This is a genomic window from Desulfovibrio cuneatus DSM 11391 (assembly GCF_000430005.1).
Lineage (GTDB): Bacteria > Desulfobacterota > Desulfovibrionia > Desulfovibrionales > Desulfovibrionaceae > Frigididesulfovibrio > Frigididesulfovibrio cuneatus.
In genome coordinates this window covers 146,218-160,483 of record NZ_KE387017.1, presented here as the reverse complement: position 1 = coordinate 160,483, position 14,266 = coordinate 146,218, and the positions used below count along the sequence as shown (strand labels likewise).

Annotated in this window: 13 protein-coding genes; 7 read left to right on the top strand and 6 right to left on the bottom strand. The window is 52.9% G+C overall.

From position 1 onward, the window contains the following. Window positions 1–539: 539 nt before the first annotated feature. From G497_RS18285 to metA, 5 genes are all read right to left on the bottom strand, one after another. Complete coding sequence (locus G497_RS18285; protein WP_156908124.1) at window positions 540–2,285, bottom strand: ATP-binding protein; 1,746 nt, start codon at window positions 2,283–2,285, stop codon at window positions 540–542. Window positions 2,286–2,327: 42 nt separating this feature from the next. Next, window positions 2,328–3,482, bottom strand: coding sequence for an FIST N-terminal domain-containing protein (locus tag G497_RS0113335; protein ID WP_027188516.1), 1,155 nt, complete (start codon window positions 3,480–3,482; stop codon window positions 2,328–2,330). A 74-nt stretch (window positions 3,483–3,556) separates the two neighbouring features. Beyond that, complete coding sequence (locus G497_RS0113330; protein ID WP_027188515.1) at window positions 3,557–4,255, bottom strand: hypothetical protein; 699 nt, start codon at window positions 4,253–4,255, stop codon at window positions 3,557–3,559. A 141-nt stretch (window positions 4,256–4,396) separates the two neighbouring features. Further along, the gene (locus tag G497_RS0113325) at window positions 4,397–5,701 is read right to left on the bottom strand and encodes an O-acetylhomoserine aminocarboxypropyltransferase/cysteine synthase family protein (protein WP_027188514.1); all 1,305 of its coding nucleotides are present in this window, start codon (window positions 5,699–5,701) and stop codon (window positions 4,397–4,399) included. A gap of 10 nt (window positions 5,702–5,711) precedes the next feature. Then, window positions 5,712–6,665: a homoserine O-acetyltransferase MetA gene (gene metA / locus G497_RS18280; RefSeq protein ID WP_051258131.1), complete on the bottom strand. Its 954-nt coding sequence runs from the start codon at window positions 6,663–6,665 to the stop codon at window positions 5,712–5,714. A gap of 416 nt (window positions 6,666–7,081) precedes the next feature. Here metA and G497_RS18275 point away from each other — a divergent pair, with 416 nt between their 5' ends. Together G497_RS18275 and G497_RS0113305 are read left to right on the top strand one after the other, a co-directional pair. Next, window positions 7,082–8,119: a D-alanyl-D-alanine carboxypeptidase family protein gene (locus G497_RS18275; RefSeq protein WP_051258130.1), complete on the top strand. Its 1,038-nt coding sequence runs from the start codon at window positions 7,082–7,084 to the stop codon at window positions 8,117–8,119. A gap of 1 nt (window position 8,120) precedes the next feature. Continuing rightward, window positions 8,121–8,615, top strand: coding sequence for a pyridoxamine 5'-phosphate oxidase family protein (locus G497_RS0113305; RefSeq protein WP_027188513.1), 495 nt, complete (start codon window positions 8,121–8,123; stop codon window positions 8,613–8,615). A 31-nt stretch (window positions 8,616–8,646) separates the two neighbouring features. On the opposite strand, the gene G497_RS0113300 is transcribed toward G497_RS0113305, so the two are convergent. Beyond that, window positions 8,647–9,399: a TlyA family RNA methyltransferase gene (locus G497_RS0113300; protein WP_027188512.1), complete on the bottom strand. Its 753-nt coding sequence runs from the start codon at window positions 9,397–9,399 to the stop codon at window positions 8,647–8,649. Window positions 9,400–9,571: 172 nt separating this feature from the next. On the opposite strand from G497_RS0113300, the gene rpmE reads away from it, so the two are divergent. The 5 genes from rpmE to lpxC all read left to right on the top strand — a co-directional run bounded on the left by rpmE (window position 9,572) and on the right by lpxC (window position 14,230). Further along, a complete protein-coding gene (gene rpmE, locus G497_RS0113295; protein ID WP_027188511.1) occupies window positions 9,572–9,778 on the top strand; it encodes a 50S ribosomal protein L31 in 207 nt (68 codons plus the stop codon). A gap of 7 nt (window positions 9,779–9,785) precedes the next feature. Beyond that, a complete protein-coding gene (locus tag G497_RS0113290) occupies window positions 9,786–10,814 on the top strand; it encodes a DUF1385 domain-containing protein (RefSeq protein ID WP_439328863.1) in 1,029 nt (342 codons plus the stop codon). Beyond that, complete coding sequence (gene prfA, locus G497_RS0113285) at window positions 10,814–11,884, top strand: peptide chain release factor 1 (protein WP_027188509.1); 1,071 nt, start codon at window positions 10,814–10,816, stop codon at window positions 11,882–11,884. The genes G497_RS0113290 and prfA overlap by 1 nt, the downstream gene beginning before the upstream one ends. Before the next feature lie 289 nt (window positions 11,885–12,173). Beyond that, window positions 12,174–13,085 carry a peptide chain release factor N(5)-glutamine methyltransferase gene (gene prmC, locus G497_RS0113280; protein WP_027188508.1) on the top strand — a complete coding sequence of 304 codons (912 nt, stop codon included), beginning with the start codon at window positions 12,174–12,176 and terminating at the stop codon, window positions 13,083–13,085. A gap of 218 nt (window positions 13,086–13,303) precedes the next feature. Beyond that, the gene (gene lpxC, locus G497_RS18270; protein ID WP_051258129.1) at window positions 13,304–14,230 is read left to right on the top strand and encodes a UDP-3-O-acyl-N-acetylglucosamine deacetylase; all 927 of its coding nucleotides are present in this window, start codon (window positions 13,304–13,306) and stop codon (window positions 14,228–14,230) included. Window positions 14,231–14,266: the final 36 nt, after the last annotated feature.

The window sequence follows — 14,266 nt, the reverse complement described above, 5'->3', positions numbered from 1 at the left end:
CGGGGTCACGGGGTGCAACCCCGTGCGCCTAGGGTTGTTAGGGGGCGGGCGAGGGCCCCCTAACCCAAGCGGAGCGGATGAATGAAGAGAAAAGAGGAATGGTGTGGCGCTTGCGCCGCAAAAAAAACACCTAACCCACTAAAAATACTGGATCCCCGCCTGCGCGGGGATGACGGTGCTGGGGGCTTAAGCCTTGCCAAACGAAAAAACTTCGTGTTTCCACCCCAAGCGGAGCGGCAAACAAAACAAGAATAGAGGAATGGTGTGACGCTTGCGCCGCAAAAAAACACCTAACCCACTAAAAATACTGGATCCCCGCCTGCGCGGGGATGACGGTGCTGGGGGCTTAAGCCTTGCCAAACGAAAAAACTTCGTGTTTCCACCCCAAGCGGAGCGGCAAACAAAACAAGAAATAACAGACTGGCGCAGCGGCACGCCGCACATACTCACACACTCCCTTTCCCCCTAAAACAAAAACGGGGGGCGCACCACAGTGCGCCCCCCATTCTCACATCTCCATATTCTTCTAAAAAAACCTACTACCCCTTCTTCCCCTTCAAATACTGCGCCAGCACCTTCTCCACCTCTTCCATTACAATGGGTTTCCCCAAATGCCCATTCATGCCAACTTTCATGCATTTTTCCACATCTTCTTTAAACACGTTGGCTGTCATGGCAATAATGGGTATGCTGGCAGCTTCTGGCACGGCAAGCCCTCGTATCATTTCCGTGGCTTGCAGGCCATCAAGTTCCGGCATTTGCAAATCCATAAGAATCAAGGAATACCGCGCCGGGTTGGCCACAAAAGCCTCAAACGCTTCTTTACCGCTTTTGGCCATATCAATACCCACGTTGGTGGGTTCCAGCAGTGTAGCCACAATTTCCAAATTGATATCAATGTCATCTACCAGCAATATAACATGCCCGGAGTAATCATTCTCTGGCTTGTTGCAATCCCTATTCCCTTCACACAAAATTGCCATGCTCTCTTGCAGCGCAATTTCCTGCTGGTCAGGAATGCCAAGCTGTACGGAAAAGAAAAAGCGGGAACCCTTCCCTTTTTTCGATTCCACCCCAATAGTACCCCCCATAAGCTCCACAATGTGCTTAGAAAGGGCCAAGCCCAGGCCGCTGCCACCATATTTACGGGCCGTGCCTGCTTCTGCCTGCTGGAAAATGGTAAACAGCTTTGCCTGCTCTTCCGGTGAAAGGCCAATGCCTGAATCCTTCACAGCCACAAGCACGGTGCAAGCATTGTGTGCGTTGTGCAAAAGCTTGACAGAAAGGATAATGTGACCCTGTTCCGGGGTAAATTTGGAAGCATTGGAGAGAATATTAGTAATGACCTGGGCCAGGCGCTGGTCGTCGCCTTTCACCACCTTGGGAATGGCCGGGTCAACTTCAAGGGCAAAGTGCTGGCGCTTGCTTTGAATGGCCTGCAACACCACATTGGCAACCGTGTCCAGCATCTTGGTAAACTGAAAGGCAATGGGAGAAATTTCCATTTTGCCTGATTCTATTTTGGATATATCCAAAATGTCATTAATAACACCCAATAGGTGTTTGGAAGCACTGTCAATTGCTTTAAATGCATTGTCTTTGCGTTCAATACTTTGTTCACGCATGCCTATAGTTGTCATGCCAATAATGGCATTCATGGGCGTACGAATTTCATGGCTCATGTTGGAAAGGAACGCACTTTTGGCTTTGCTGGCCTCCAGGGCCTCTTCGCGTGAACGTTTCAGGTCGGTCACGTCTTGCAAGAGCAACAACACCCCTTTGGTGTGCTGTTCCTGATCATTCATGGGCACCAGTACCCCTGTATATTCTTCACCGCTGCCGTCATTATCAAAATTAAAGGGCACATCCACAGCAATGGGGGAGTTGTCCACCAGCACAGAACGGATATGCCCCATGAGCTGCTCATGCTCGGCAAGGGTAAGAAAGGGGGCTACAAGTTCTTCCAAGGGAAGCCCCAACACCTCGGAAGTGTTGGAAAAACCCACTTTGAAAACAAAGTATTCCGTACAAAACTCTATGCGCCCTGTTTGCCCAAGAAACAAAATAATGCTGGGAGAGTTAGCAAGTAACAACGCCAAATAACGTTCCCGTTCCCGCTGAATAAACGTACTGGCCTTTTGCTGGTTCAGCATGGTGAGGGAAGCAAGTTTTTCTTGGGTAATGGTGGTTTTGAGGTGCCCAATTTCACGCCGCAACTTACGGTTTTCCCGTTCAAGCTGCGCCAGTGTGGCAAGGGCATCCATCTCTGATTCAGGATTATTCACAATTACTTCCCTCAAAAAAATAGCAAAACCAAAGGGCCTTGCCTACAAAATGCACGCACAAAAGGTGTAGTTGTGGAAACGGTTGCGCAAGGTTCCGTCTGGCCCGGGCATGGGGCAAATTTCACCGCCGGAATACCCCATCATAAAAGGCGAGCCTTTTTTGCCAAGACTTTCTTCAATCAGGGCAAGTTCGCGGTCTTGTTCTGGAGCCAGCATAATATATCTTGTTACACATGGAAACAACAGTGTTGCCTGCCTGCTCGGGCAGGCCAGTATCTGTTTAATGGCCCATTGGGCAGACTCCACAATACCTTCTGCATCAATGTTACCCACAGCAAAGGAAGTTCCCTCAGGCAGTTCACCCCCGGTTAACACGGAACCATCATCAAATAACGTATAAAAACTAAGGGCCACAGGGGCTTTGGCGGCATCATAATACACCATTAATGGAGTTGTGGTAATATTTTCTTTATTAATAACCAACCCAACGGTAGCCAGGTAGTCCAGCACGGGCATGTCATTAATTTCATACAAAATAGAGCCCTTACTTTTCGTAATAATGGCGCGGTTGTTGGTAATGTTACGTTCTGGCAAAGAAGATACAATAAATCTGGGCTCCACCGGGCCATGCACAAGCATCATGGCCAGCCCCCGTTGCAAGTGCTTTCCATTGCACACGGTTTGCACTGCCTCATAGGCAAAATCAACACCGCAGGTAATGGACCCCCAAATGGGAATTCCATTGCAGGCCGCGTCCATAACCGCCACCACCTCATACCCGGCCACGTCGTGCACGTGGGGCGCAAGGGTAATAATCATGGCCGGGTCACTGGGCACGCGGGTGCGCAGTGCGGCATACAAGCCCTCTATTTCCTGCTTGTGGTTGGCACGGGTAATATTGTCTGTCATGCCCACTGCAAACGTCACTTCATCACTGGTAAGCACTGTCAGGGTAAGTTCAAAAAGGCTATGTCCACGTTGGTCCGCACTGGCCATGGAAGTCATGCCAATGGTAGGAAACGGCAACGCTTCGCATAGGGCCTTTACCAGACCACTTTCAATATAATCCATATGGCACAGCATAATCCCACAGGAATTTTGTTTCAAGGCCGTAAAGTCAATCTGCTCTTGAATTTCTTGCAGTGCATATTCCAGTTCATCAGCTTCTGCTGTACGTGCGGTATACATCTGTATCATGAGTTCACTTCCCTTTATTAACAGCCATTGTACCTGTTTACCAAAAACTGCCTAAGCTACGCCCTGGCCATGCATTATGCATCGGGCAAGCGTTTTATAACTGTTTCCGTATACTTGCCAGCCTTGGTAGTAAAACGCCATTGCCGCACAGCCCAATTTTTCTGTTTGCTATACAAATTTCCCGTGAGCTTGGCAGGGGCTTCCACTACAAATTCCGGCCAGGCATGATAATCGCCAAAAACAAAATTTTCTGGCTGAATCCAGATGCCATTCTGCTGCACCCTTCGTGCAACAAACTGCGCCACAGGTATATAATAACTCTCTGGGCAGCCACCAAGCACTGTTACTTGGTAAAACCCCCCATCAACATATTCGATAAGGGCAATTTCCAAAATGCCGTCTTCATTGGCGTCAAAAACATGTAACTTACGGAAAGAAAAATAGATAAAAAGAGGATTCCTGGCCCCAAAATCATCACCCAGCACGGTAACCGATTTTCCTACGGGCAACAAGCCTAGGTTACAAAAACGCTGCCCCCCATAATTCCAAATTGACATGCCCTGTTGCCAGAGGTGTGCAAGGTCAATGCGGTTGGCATCCGTATACGTCTGCGCCAGTTCAGGCCCTTGTGAAAAATCGTGTGAGGGCACCTGCACCACATAATACCGCTGACTGTTGCTACAATCAAAGCGTTCCGGGGTAAAGTCGTCTGCAAAGGCATTTATGGGAAAAAAGAGCATTGCCCACATGAAAGCAAACAATATGAGCGGCATAGGTACCTCGTGGCAATTTAGTTGTGTATTCCTGCATTGAACACACGCTGACCAACTTTACGCCCACTTCCCTCAGCCATGCAAACAAAAAAAGTGGGCAGAAAGGAAGCACCTTTCTGCCCACATGCATAACACACTTGGCTAAGCTTTTTTCAGGCTCTGCTCCAGGTCTTCCAGAATATCGTCCACATGTTCAATACCAATGGAAAGGCGCACCAGCTCCGGCTTCAGTCCGGCCTCTTCCTGGTCTTTATTGGAAAGCTGGGAATGGGTTGTACTTGCCGGGTGCAGGGCCAGGCTTTTGGCGTCGCCCACGTTTGCCACCTGGGAAAAAAGCTCCAATGCATCAATAAACCGCTGCCCGGCAGCTTTGCCGCCCCCTGCGTCTGTGCCCTTAATGCCAAACACCACCATGCCCCCGGCCCCGCGTGGCAAATATTTGCAGGCCAAGGGGTAGGCAGGGTCACTTTCCAGCCCGGGGTAACGCACCCAGGCCACTTTGGGGTGTTTTGCCAAAAACGTGGCTACAGCCAGGGCGTTGCTGCTGTGGCGTTCCATGCGCAGGCTCAAGGTTTCAAGCCCCTGCAGGAACAGCCAGGAATTATCTGGCGCAATGCAGGCCCCAAGGTTGCGCAGGGGAACAGTACGCATACGGGTAATAAACGGTGGCAAGCCGCCAAGGTCGTGCCCCCAGCGCAGCCCGTGGTAGCCGTTATCGGGCTCATTATACAGGGTAAAGCGCGGGTTGGTCCAATCGAATTTGCCGGAATCCACCACAACGCCCCCAAGGCCGGTGCCATGCCCGCCAATCCATTTGGTAAGGGAATGCACCACAATGTCTGCCCCATGCTCAAAAGGACGGCACAGGTAGGGGGTGGTAAAGGTGGAATCCACCACCAGGGGCAGGCCGTGGCTGTGGGCCAGGGTTGCCAGTGCTTCCAAATCCACCATATCCAGGGAAGGGTTGCCCACGGTTTCCACATACACGGCGCGGGTGCGGGGCGTTATGGCGGCAGCAAATGCATCCAGCTTGCCGGGGTGAACGAAGCGAGTGGTTATGCCAAACTGGGGCAGAATGGTATCGAACATGGTATAGGTGCCGCCATACAGGTTGTTGGCAGCCACAATTTCATCCCCCTGCCCGGCAAGGTTGATGATGGCGTAAAAAATAGCGGAAGTGCCGGAAGCCAGGGCCAGGGCAGAAGCACCAGGCTTGCCCCCATTTTCCAGCAGGGCCAGACGTGCTTCCAGTGAATCCTGGGTGGGGTTGCCAAGGCGGGTGTAGATGTTACCCGGTACCTTCAAGGCAAACAGGTCTGCGGCATGGGCCGAGTTTTTAAACAGATAGGCAGAAGTACGGTGCACAGGCACAGCATGGGCTCCGGTGGGGTCTGCCTTGTTGTTTGAAGCATGAATAGCCAACGTTTCAAAGTGTTTCACTTTCATGGGTGAATCCTTATTGAGCGCTTTTTTTATGCTCAGGCAATGAGCACGCTCCGATATTGTCCAGTTCAAAGGGAGTAGCCTGATAGACATAGTAATTCAGCCAGTTGGAAAAAAACAGGCTGGCATGGGAACGCCACCGCACAAGGGGGGGCAGGGTTGGGTTGTCATCAGGATAATAGTTGGCTGGCACACCAATGGGCAAACCTTTGCCCACATCACGCTGATATTCCAGGGCCAGGGTGTTGGCGTCGTATTCAAAGTGCCCGGTTACAAAAAACTGGCGGCTTTCTTCTGCCCCCACAATGCACACCCCGGCTTCCTGCGAACAGGCCAGCACCCGCAGGCCAGGTATGCCTTGCAGGTCTTCATAGCGTACTTCCGTGTGGCGGGAATGAGGCATAAAAAACTCGTCATCAAACCCACGGAACAAGGGCACCGTATGGCTGGCAAGGCGGTGGGGAAACACCCCAAACATTTTTTCAGGCAGGGGCTGTTTGGGCACACCGTAATGGTAAAAAAGCCCGGCTTGCGCGCCCCAGCAAATGTGCAGGGTGGAAAACACATGTTCCTTGCTGTATTCCATAATGGCACACAGCTCGTCCCAGTAATCCACTTCCTCAAAGGGCAGTTGTTCCACAGGCGCCCCGGTAATAATCATGCCGTCAAACTTACGGTTATTGAGCTTGGAGTGGCCTGTATAAAAACGCTCCAGGTGAGCAGTGGAAGTGTTGCGCGAAATATGGTTCTCCGCCCGGATCAAGGTAATGTCTACCTGAATGGGAGAATTGCTGAGCAAACGCAGCAGCTGAATTTCTGTAGCAATTTTTGTTGGCATCAAATTAACAATGGCTATTTGCAGCGGGCGTACATCTTGGCTTTGCGCCCGATCTTCTGCCATGACAAATATATTCTCATCGGAAAGAGCCCGAAATGCCGGTAAATCAATGGGAATGTTTATGGGCATAGATACTCCTGTAGATACGGCACATGGCATGTAACACCCGCACCATGAACGCTTTCCTGAATCACATCCAGTAATTAAGCAACGGCCACCTTACCCCAAGAGCTTTCCCCAAAGCAAGCAGGAAAGCCCACAATGTGTACTAAAAAAAGACACTATAGCACATGGCGCGGTACGCTGCATGCAACCTGGTAAATGCTGTGTTTGCGCAACAACAGGCAAGCAACAAAAAGCAGTCGCAGTAAGCTATGCAGCGCCAAGTATACGGTTTTTGCCATGTTTGGGTTGACCTTCTGGACAGATTGGCGCATTAAAGGAAAACATTTGGCACAAGCACCCTGCTCTATGCTCACCAGGGTGCATTTTTCAAGCGTTTCGGGCTACCCCCGGCGCTCTCACCCTGCTTCCGGAGCCTGTTCGTGCTGAATAATCTTACCCGCGCCTCACGCTTTGCCCTTTCCGCCTGCCTATGCTTCTGCCTTTTTCTGGCTGCCCCGGTGGCCTTAAGCCCACAAGCAGCCGCTGCTGCCCATGAAGACACCCAACTCCTGGCAGCTGTAGACAACACCAAAAAAATTTCCAAGAAAAGAACGAAAACCAAAGGGTCCAAAAGAAAAAGCCGCCAAAAAAGGGCTGCCACAAACCAGCCCTACCGTGGTGCTATCGTTTTTGACATGAATGCCGGCAAGGTGCTGTTTTCCCAAGGGGAAAACGTCAGCATTCCACCTGCTTCCCTCACAAAAATACTTTCCATGTATGTGGCACACGACCTTATGCGGGCCCGCAAGCTTGGCCCTGAAACCATTGTTACGGTTAGCGCCAATGCTGCCAACGCCCAGCCTTCCCGCATGGGGTTGCGTGCAGGCGACAGAGTAAGCCTGGACACCCTGTTCCGCGGCATGGCCATTGCTTCTGGCAACGATGCAAGCGTAGCGGTTGCCGAGTTTTTTGGGGGAACAGAATCCAACTTTGCCATGATGCTGAACCGCAAGGCAAGGGAACTGGGCATGCGCAGCAGTTTGTTCAAAAACGCCAGTGGGCTGCCTGCCCAAGGGCAGGTGACCACCCCCGCCGACATGCTGAGCCTGGCCAGAAGCTATTTGCGCGCCTACCCGCAAAACCTGGAGCGCTACCACAGGCACAGCACCATGGAATACCGGGGGTACACAAAGCGTAATGCCAACCCCCTGCTGGACAAATATTTCGGGGCAGACGGCCTGAAAACCGGCTATGTAGACGCTTCGGGCTTCAACATTATTGCCACTGCCAAGCGGGGCACCAAACGTGTGGTTGTGGTGCTTCTGGGAAGCCCAAGCAGCAGCACCCGCGCACGGGAAATATCGGCCCTTATGGATTCCGGCTTTACCTCCCCACAGGAAGCGGCACCAGCCCCGGCACCCAAGCGGCGCAATTATTCCGATGAACGATCAGGCAGATACCCCAAAAAGGAGAGGTAGCGTGCGCCGTAAAGACAGAGCAATACAAGACCCAAAAGTCTTGGATGCCATTATGACCCAAAGCAATTATGTTGTGCTGGGCCTGCCAGGGCACGAAGCACCCTACCTTGTTCCCATGAACTTTGGTTGGCACAACCAATGCCTGTACATGCACAGCGCCCGTGCGGGCCGCAAAATTCGTATGCTACAGGATGCCGGAGGTAAGCTGCCGGTAAGTGCTGTGCTGGTGGGCAAGGCAGACGTGTACGACCCAGGCCACGGTGCCACCGAAATTACCACCCACTATGCCAGCGTTTTTATGGAAGGCACCCTTGAAGAGGTAACAACCCTGCAAGAAGCGCGAGCCGGCATGCAGGCAATTCTCACCCAAGCCAAAGCCGGAGACCAGCCCTTTAGCGATGAGGCCCTGAAAAGCACTGCCGTGCTGCGCCTTACCCCCCATACCATTTCCGGTAAACAAAATCCTGGGGCTGCTGCTGCCGCTATAAAAGAATAACTCCGGGGCCAAGGAATTTAGACCAAAACAGCTACTTACCGATAAGCGTCCATAACGCTAAATATTCCTGATTTCCTTTAGGGCCCTTTACCGCAGCGGGCACCACCCCATGTAAGTCCAGGCCCAGTGTTTCCTTCGCAAAGGTGGTGACCTTTTCTACGGCTTTTTGCCGCAGGGCTGCTTCACGCACCACGCCGCGCACAGTTTCATGGGACTCCACTTCAAATTGGGGCTTAATAAGGGCAGCCACCTGCCCCCCAGGTTTGAGCCAGCGCAAACAGGCGGGAAGCACCTGGGTCAGGGAAATAAAGGAAACATCAGCCACAATAAGGTCTACCTGTTCCGGCAGAAGGTCCTGGTGGGCAGTGCGCAGGTTTACCCCTTCCAGGGAAACAACACGGCTTTCCCCTCGCAATTTTTCATGTAACTGATTTTTCCCCACATCCACGGCATATACTTTACTGGCACCGTGTTGCAGCAGGCAGTCGGTAAAGCCCCCTGTGGAAGCACCTGCATCCAAGCACACAAGCCCCTGCACATTCAGGGAAAAATGCTCTATGACAGTAAGCAGCTTGTAGGCACCACGGCTGACAAAGCGCTCTTCCCCATGCAGAAAGAGAATCGTTTCCGGAGGTAGCAGTTGGCCGGGCTTTTCCACCCGCACACTGCCCTGCCCCACCTGCATAAACACCTGACCGGTCATAATAAGCCGCCGGGCTGCGTCTTCAGAAGGGGCAAAGCCCCTGGCCGCAACAAGGACGGAAGCTGGTTGTTTTTTTTTCATATGGCATTAGTATATAAGTGTTGGGTATGAAAAGAAAGAGCCTGCATGAATTTTTCGTCCCCGCCATTTTTTGCTTGTCAAAGGCCCACATTGCGGGTAGGAATAGCCGTTTGCAACCACACCCACCGGTTTTCCCGAGGGGAAACTTATCATAACTTTTACGAGGTTCAGCATGAAAGAGAATATCCATCCCAAAACGTTCAATTCCAAAATCAGCTGTGCGTGTGGCTTCAGCATTGAAGCAACTTCCGTTAAAGAAGACCTGCACATGGAAATTTGCTCCAACTGCCACCCCTTCTACACAGGCAAGCAGCGCCTTATTGACACCGCTGGCCGTATTGACCGCTTCCGTAAAAAATACGCCAAGCTGGAGAAGTAAGGTTACTGTGCTTCTTCTCAACACACTGCCCCAATATTGTATTGCGCTGCAAAGCGCCCTTGCCGCAGCTGAAAAGCAGGAAAGCCTGGCGGTGGGTGGGCAGGCTGTTATGGAAGGCGTTATGATGCGCAATGGCAAACAACTTGCCATTGCTGTGCGTAAGCCTGATGAAGAAGTGGTGACCACCGTGCTTCCCTGGCGGGTGCTCTTAAATGCGCCATGGGCAAAAAAACCATGGCTGCGCGGGTTTCCGGTTCTGCTGGAAACCATGGTCAACGGTATTCGTGCGCTGAACCTTTCCGCAAGCCTTGCGGCGGAGGCAGAGGGCGAACCCATTAAACCATGGCAAATGGTACTTACCATGGCCGTGGCTTTGGGGCTTGCCCTTTTGCTGTTTGTGGTGGTTCCGCACCTGCTTACCCTGGGCCTTGGGTATTTTTCCCTTGCTGGTGCGGTGGAAGGGTTTTCTTTCCACCTGTGGGATGGCCTGATCAAAATGGTCATCTTTCTTGGGTACATACTGGCTATTTCCCGCCTGCCGGAAATTCGCCGTGTGTTTGCCTACCACGGGGCAGAACATAAAGCCATTAGTGCCTATGAACAGGGCGAAAACCCCGTTACCCCGGAAACAGCCGCCCGCTACAGCAGGCTGCACCCACGGTGTGGCACCGCATTTTTGCTGTTTGTACTGTGCATTTCCATTGTGCTGCATACCATTACCGTGCCGGCTATGCTGGCCGTGTGGACACCAGCCTCCCCCATAGTAAAACACAGTGTGGTGCTGGTGTTCAAGCTGCTGCTTATGGCCCCCATCAGCGCCGTGGCCTATGAAGCCATCCGCTACGCCGCCCGCATTCACACCCCTTTGCTGGGTACCCTGTTACGCGGGCCTGGAATGCTGCTGCAAAAGCTCACCACGCGCGAACCTGACAAACAACAACTTGAAGTGGCCCTTGCTGCGCTGAAAGAAGCCCTGCATGGCGATACCACATCCACTATTTCCACCACTGCCTATACGCGTCTGGAGCAAAACTAATGTTCGCCAAACTGGAAAACCTTGAACACCGCTATGCGGACCTTGAAGTACAGCTTTCTTCCCCCGATGTGCTGGCCGACCAGGAAAAATACCGTAAACTGGCCAAAGCCCACGCAGACCTGAAAGAAGTTGTGGATGTCTTCAAGCAGTACAAGGAAGTACAGACCGGGCTTGCAGGCAACAAAGAACTGCTTGCTGATGGCGACCCGGAAATTCGCGCCATGGCCCAGGAAGAAATCAAGGAACTGGAAGCAGAGGCCGAGCGCTTTGAGCATGAACTTACTGTGCTGCTGCTGCCCAAAGACCCCCTGGACGACAAGAACATTATTTTGGAAATCCGCGCTGGCACAGGCGGGGAAGAAGCCGCCCTGTTTGCCAGCGATTTGTTCCGCATGTATACACGCTATGCAGAATCACGCGGATGGAAAGTGGAAGTGATGAGCGCTTCTGATTCCGACTCCGGCGGCTACAAAGAAATTATCGCCCTGCTTGCCGGGCAGAAAGCGTACAGCTACCTTAAGTATGAAGCTGGCACCCACCGGGTGCAGCGCGTTCCTGCTACGGAATCGCAGGGACGCATCCATACTTCTGCCGCCACCGTGGCCATTATGCCCGAAGCGGAAGAAGCAGACGCCAACATCCGCCCGGAAGACCTGCGCTATGACGTGTATCGTTCCTCCGGCCCTGGCGGGCAAAGCGTGAACACCACAGACTCTGCCGTGCGCGTTACCCACATTCCCACAGGCCTTGTGGTGGCCTGCCAGGACGAAAAGTCGCAGCACAAAAACAAGGCCAAGGCCCTGAAAATTCTTTCTTCACGCATTGTACAGGCAGAGCAGGAACGGTTGAATGCCGAACATGCTGAAACCCGCCGCGCCCAGGTAGGCTCCGGTGACCGCTCGGAACGCATCCGCACCTACAACTTTCCCCAGGGCCGCGTCACCGACCACCGCGTCAACCTGACGCTGTACAAACTTGATTCCGTGATGGAAGGCGACATCCAGGACTTCATCAATGCCCTCACCACGGCCGCGCAAACCGAAGCCCTCAAGCAACAGTCTGGCGAGTAGCACCCGGCAGTGCATCTTTTTCATACCATCATTATATATAATGGCAGGGGAGCTTCGGTTCCCCTTTTTCGCACCCTCAACCCACGCCTGCATACAACAACGCCTATTGCCATTTTGGGGAGGCCCTGCCTCCCCAAACCCCTCCGCCAAGGGCATGATGCCCTTGGAACCCGCAACTTCGTTCCTTTTCCCGCATTACGGGAAAAGGAACGAAAATGGGGGTCAAGGGGCGTCACGTCCCTTGCAGGGGGCTGGGGGACAGCGTCCCCCCATTTTACACAAGTAAGCCATGCCAAACCCACTTTTACACAACAGCCTGAGGCAATTCACAGCCCTGCTGCACCAGCACGGGGTAGACAGCCCGCGCCTTTCAGCAGAGGTACTGCTGGCCCATACCCTTGGCATGGACCGCAACGACTTCCTCAAAACATGCCTGCTCACCCCCAATATGCCCCTTGATGCAGAACTGTATGCCAGGGCGGAGGCCCTGATACTGCGGCGCAGCACAGGGGAACCAGTTGCGTACCTCATTGGGGAAAAAGAGTTCTATGGGCGGGCCTTTGGTGTGACTGCCAGTACCCTGGTGCCCAGGCCGGAAACAGAATTGCTGGTGGAAACGGCTGTGTCTTTTTTTACCGCCCCCCCTGCCCGAAACACGGAAGCTGGCTATTTTATTGATTGCGGCACTGGCTCTGGCTGCATTGCCATTACCCTGGCCCTGGAACTGCCCTTCATGCGCGGCATTGCTGTAGATACAAGCCGTGCTGCCTTGCAAGTAGCCAAAACCAACGCCGCCCGCCACCATGTTTCCTCACTCCTGTTTGCCCAGGCCGACTTTACCATGCCCGTTATGCTGCCGCAAAGCATGCACCTGTTTGTGGCCAACCCTCCCTATATAAGCCAGAAAGAATATGAGGGACTCTGCCACGAGGTGCGCCACTTTGAACCCGCTACTGCGCTGGTGCCCCGGCGTTCCGATAATGCAGTTGCACCCGCCACCGGGCTGGAAGACCTGGAGGCCCTGGTGCGGCAAGCCGCCACAGCCTTACGCCCAGACGGCCTGCTACTTATGGAAATGGGCCACACACAAGGCAGTGCAGTGCTGGCAATGCTCCAACACGCAAAATGGCAGGAAGCACGAATAATTGCCGATTTAGCAGGATTGGACAGAATTGCCATGGCTGTGCGCACAGCCAAGTAAGGCCCAGCCATGGACGCCCCCCTGCAACACGCACCTGTTTCTTCATTAGAGCCTGTATGGCAGGTGTGTCTTCAAAACAACAGTCGCCAAAAAGACACAAGTACAAACCCCCTCTGAAAAAGAAATCATATTTAAAATTAAGTAGATACAACAATAGTCATTTTGGTGCATTATTTGCATATATTGGAGCAGGTTGACTGTTAACATTGCGAGGAACCATGCTTCAAACCACCATTCGTCATTCCATTGATTGCACAGGAATTGGCTTGCACAGCGGCAAAACCGTTACTCTACGTATGCGCCCGGCCGCTGCGGACACAGGCATCCTCTTCCATGTTTCAGGCAAACAAGGGGTATGTACCATTTCCCCCACACCTGAGGTGGTTATTGCCACAGGCCTTGCCACAACCCTTGGCAATGAGCATTGTGCTGTTTCTACAGTGGAACACCTGCTTGCTGCCCTGCGCGGACTGGAAATAGACAACGTACATATAGACATCCAGGGCGGCGAAGTTCCCATTCTGGACGGCAGCGCCAGGCAGTTTGCTCTCCTTATAAAGGACGCTGGCATCGAACAACTGCACAAGCCGCGCCGTGTGCTGCGCGTAAAAGCTGCTCATTCCACCAGCAAGGGCGACGCCTTCATTATGGCAGAACCTTATGAAGGCTTCATGGTGGACTACACTATACATTTTCCCCACAAAACTATTGGCACCCAGCGCTTGAAGCTGGAAGTGACACCGGAAAGCTTTGCCACGGTGGCCTATGCCAGAACATTTGGCTTTCTGAAAGATGTGGAAGCCATGCGTGCCCACAAACTGGCCCTTGGGGGCAGCCTTGAAAATGCCGTTGTGTTGGACGACACTGGCGTGATGAACCAGGACGGGTTGCGCAGCCAGGATGAATTTGTCCGGCACAAGTTACTGGACTTCATTGGCGACATGGCTATGCTCCCACTTCCCTTGCAAGGCAAGTTCACGGTACGTTGCTCCGGCCATGCCCTGAACAACCAACTGCTTCGGGAACTAGTTGCAGGCAAGGGCACCCTGCTGGAAGAAGTAACGCTACACCACAAGCCCCTGCACCGCATAGTTGAACACAAGCGCCAGCCCCGCGCACTGCACACCGCAGCGGCCAGTGCCTAAGGAAGCGCTGCGTTAATCAATGCTTCCCAAATAATC

Coding starts and splice junctions, on each gene's coding strand:
- prmC (WP_027188508.1), top strand. CDS start 12,174: ATGCCAAACCCACTTTTACACAACAGCCTGAGGCAATTCACAGCCCTG.
- G497_RS0113300 (WP_027188512.1), bottom strand. CDS start 9,399: ATGAAAAAAAAACAACCAGCTTCCGTCCTTGTTGCGGCCAGGGGCTTT.
- G497_RS0113325 (WP_027188514.1), bottom strand. CDS start 5,701: ATGAAAGTGAAACACTTTGAAACGTTGGCTATTCATGCTTCAAACAAC.
- G497_RS0113335 (WP_027188516.1), bottom strand. CDS start 3,482: ATGATACAGATGTATACCGCACGTACAGCAGAAGCTGATGAACTGGAA.
- rpmE (WP_027188511.1), top strand. CDS start 9,572: ATGAAAGAGAATATCCATCCCAAAACGTTCAATTCCAAAATCAGCTGT.
- lpxC (WP_051258129.1), top strand. CDS start 13,304: ATGCTTCAAACCACCATTCGTCATTCCATTGATTGCACAGGAATTGGC.
- metA (WP_051258131.1), bottom strand. CDS start 6,665: ATGCCCATAAACATTCCCATTGATTTACCGGCATTTCGGGCTCTTTCC.
- G497_RS0113330 (WP_027188515.1), bottom strand. CDS start 4,255: ATGCCGCTCATATTGTTTGCTTTCATGTGGGCAATGCTCTTTTTTCCC.
- prfA (WP_027188509.1), top strand. CDS start 10,814: ATGTTCGCCAAACTGGAAAACCTTGAACACCGCTATGCGGACCTTGAA.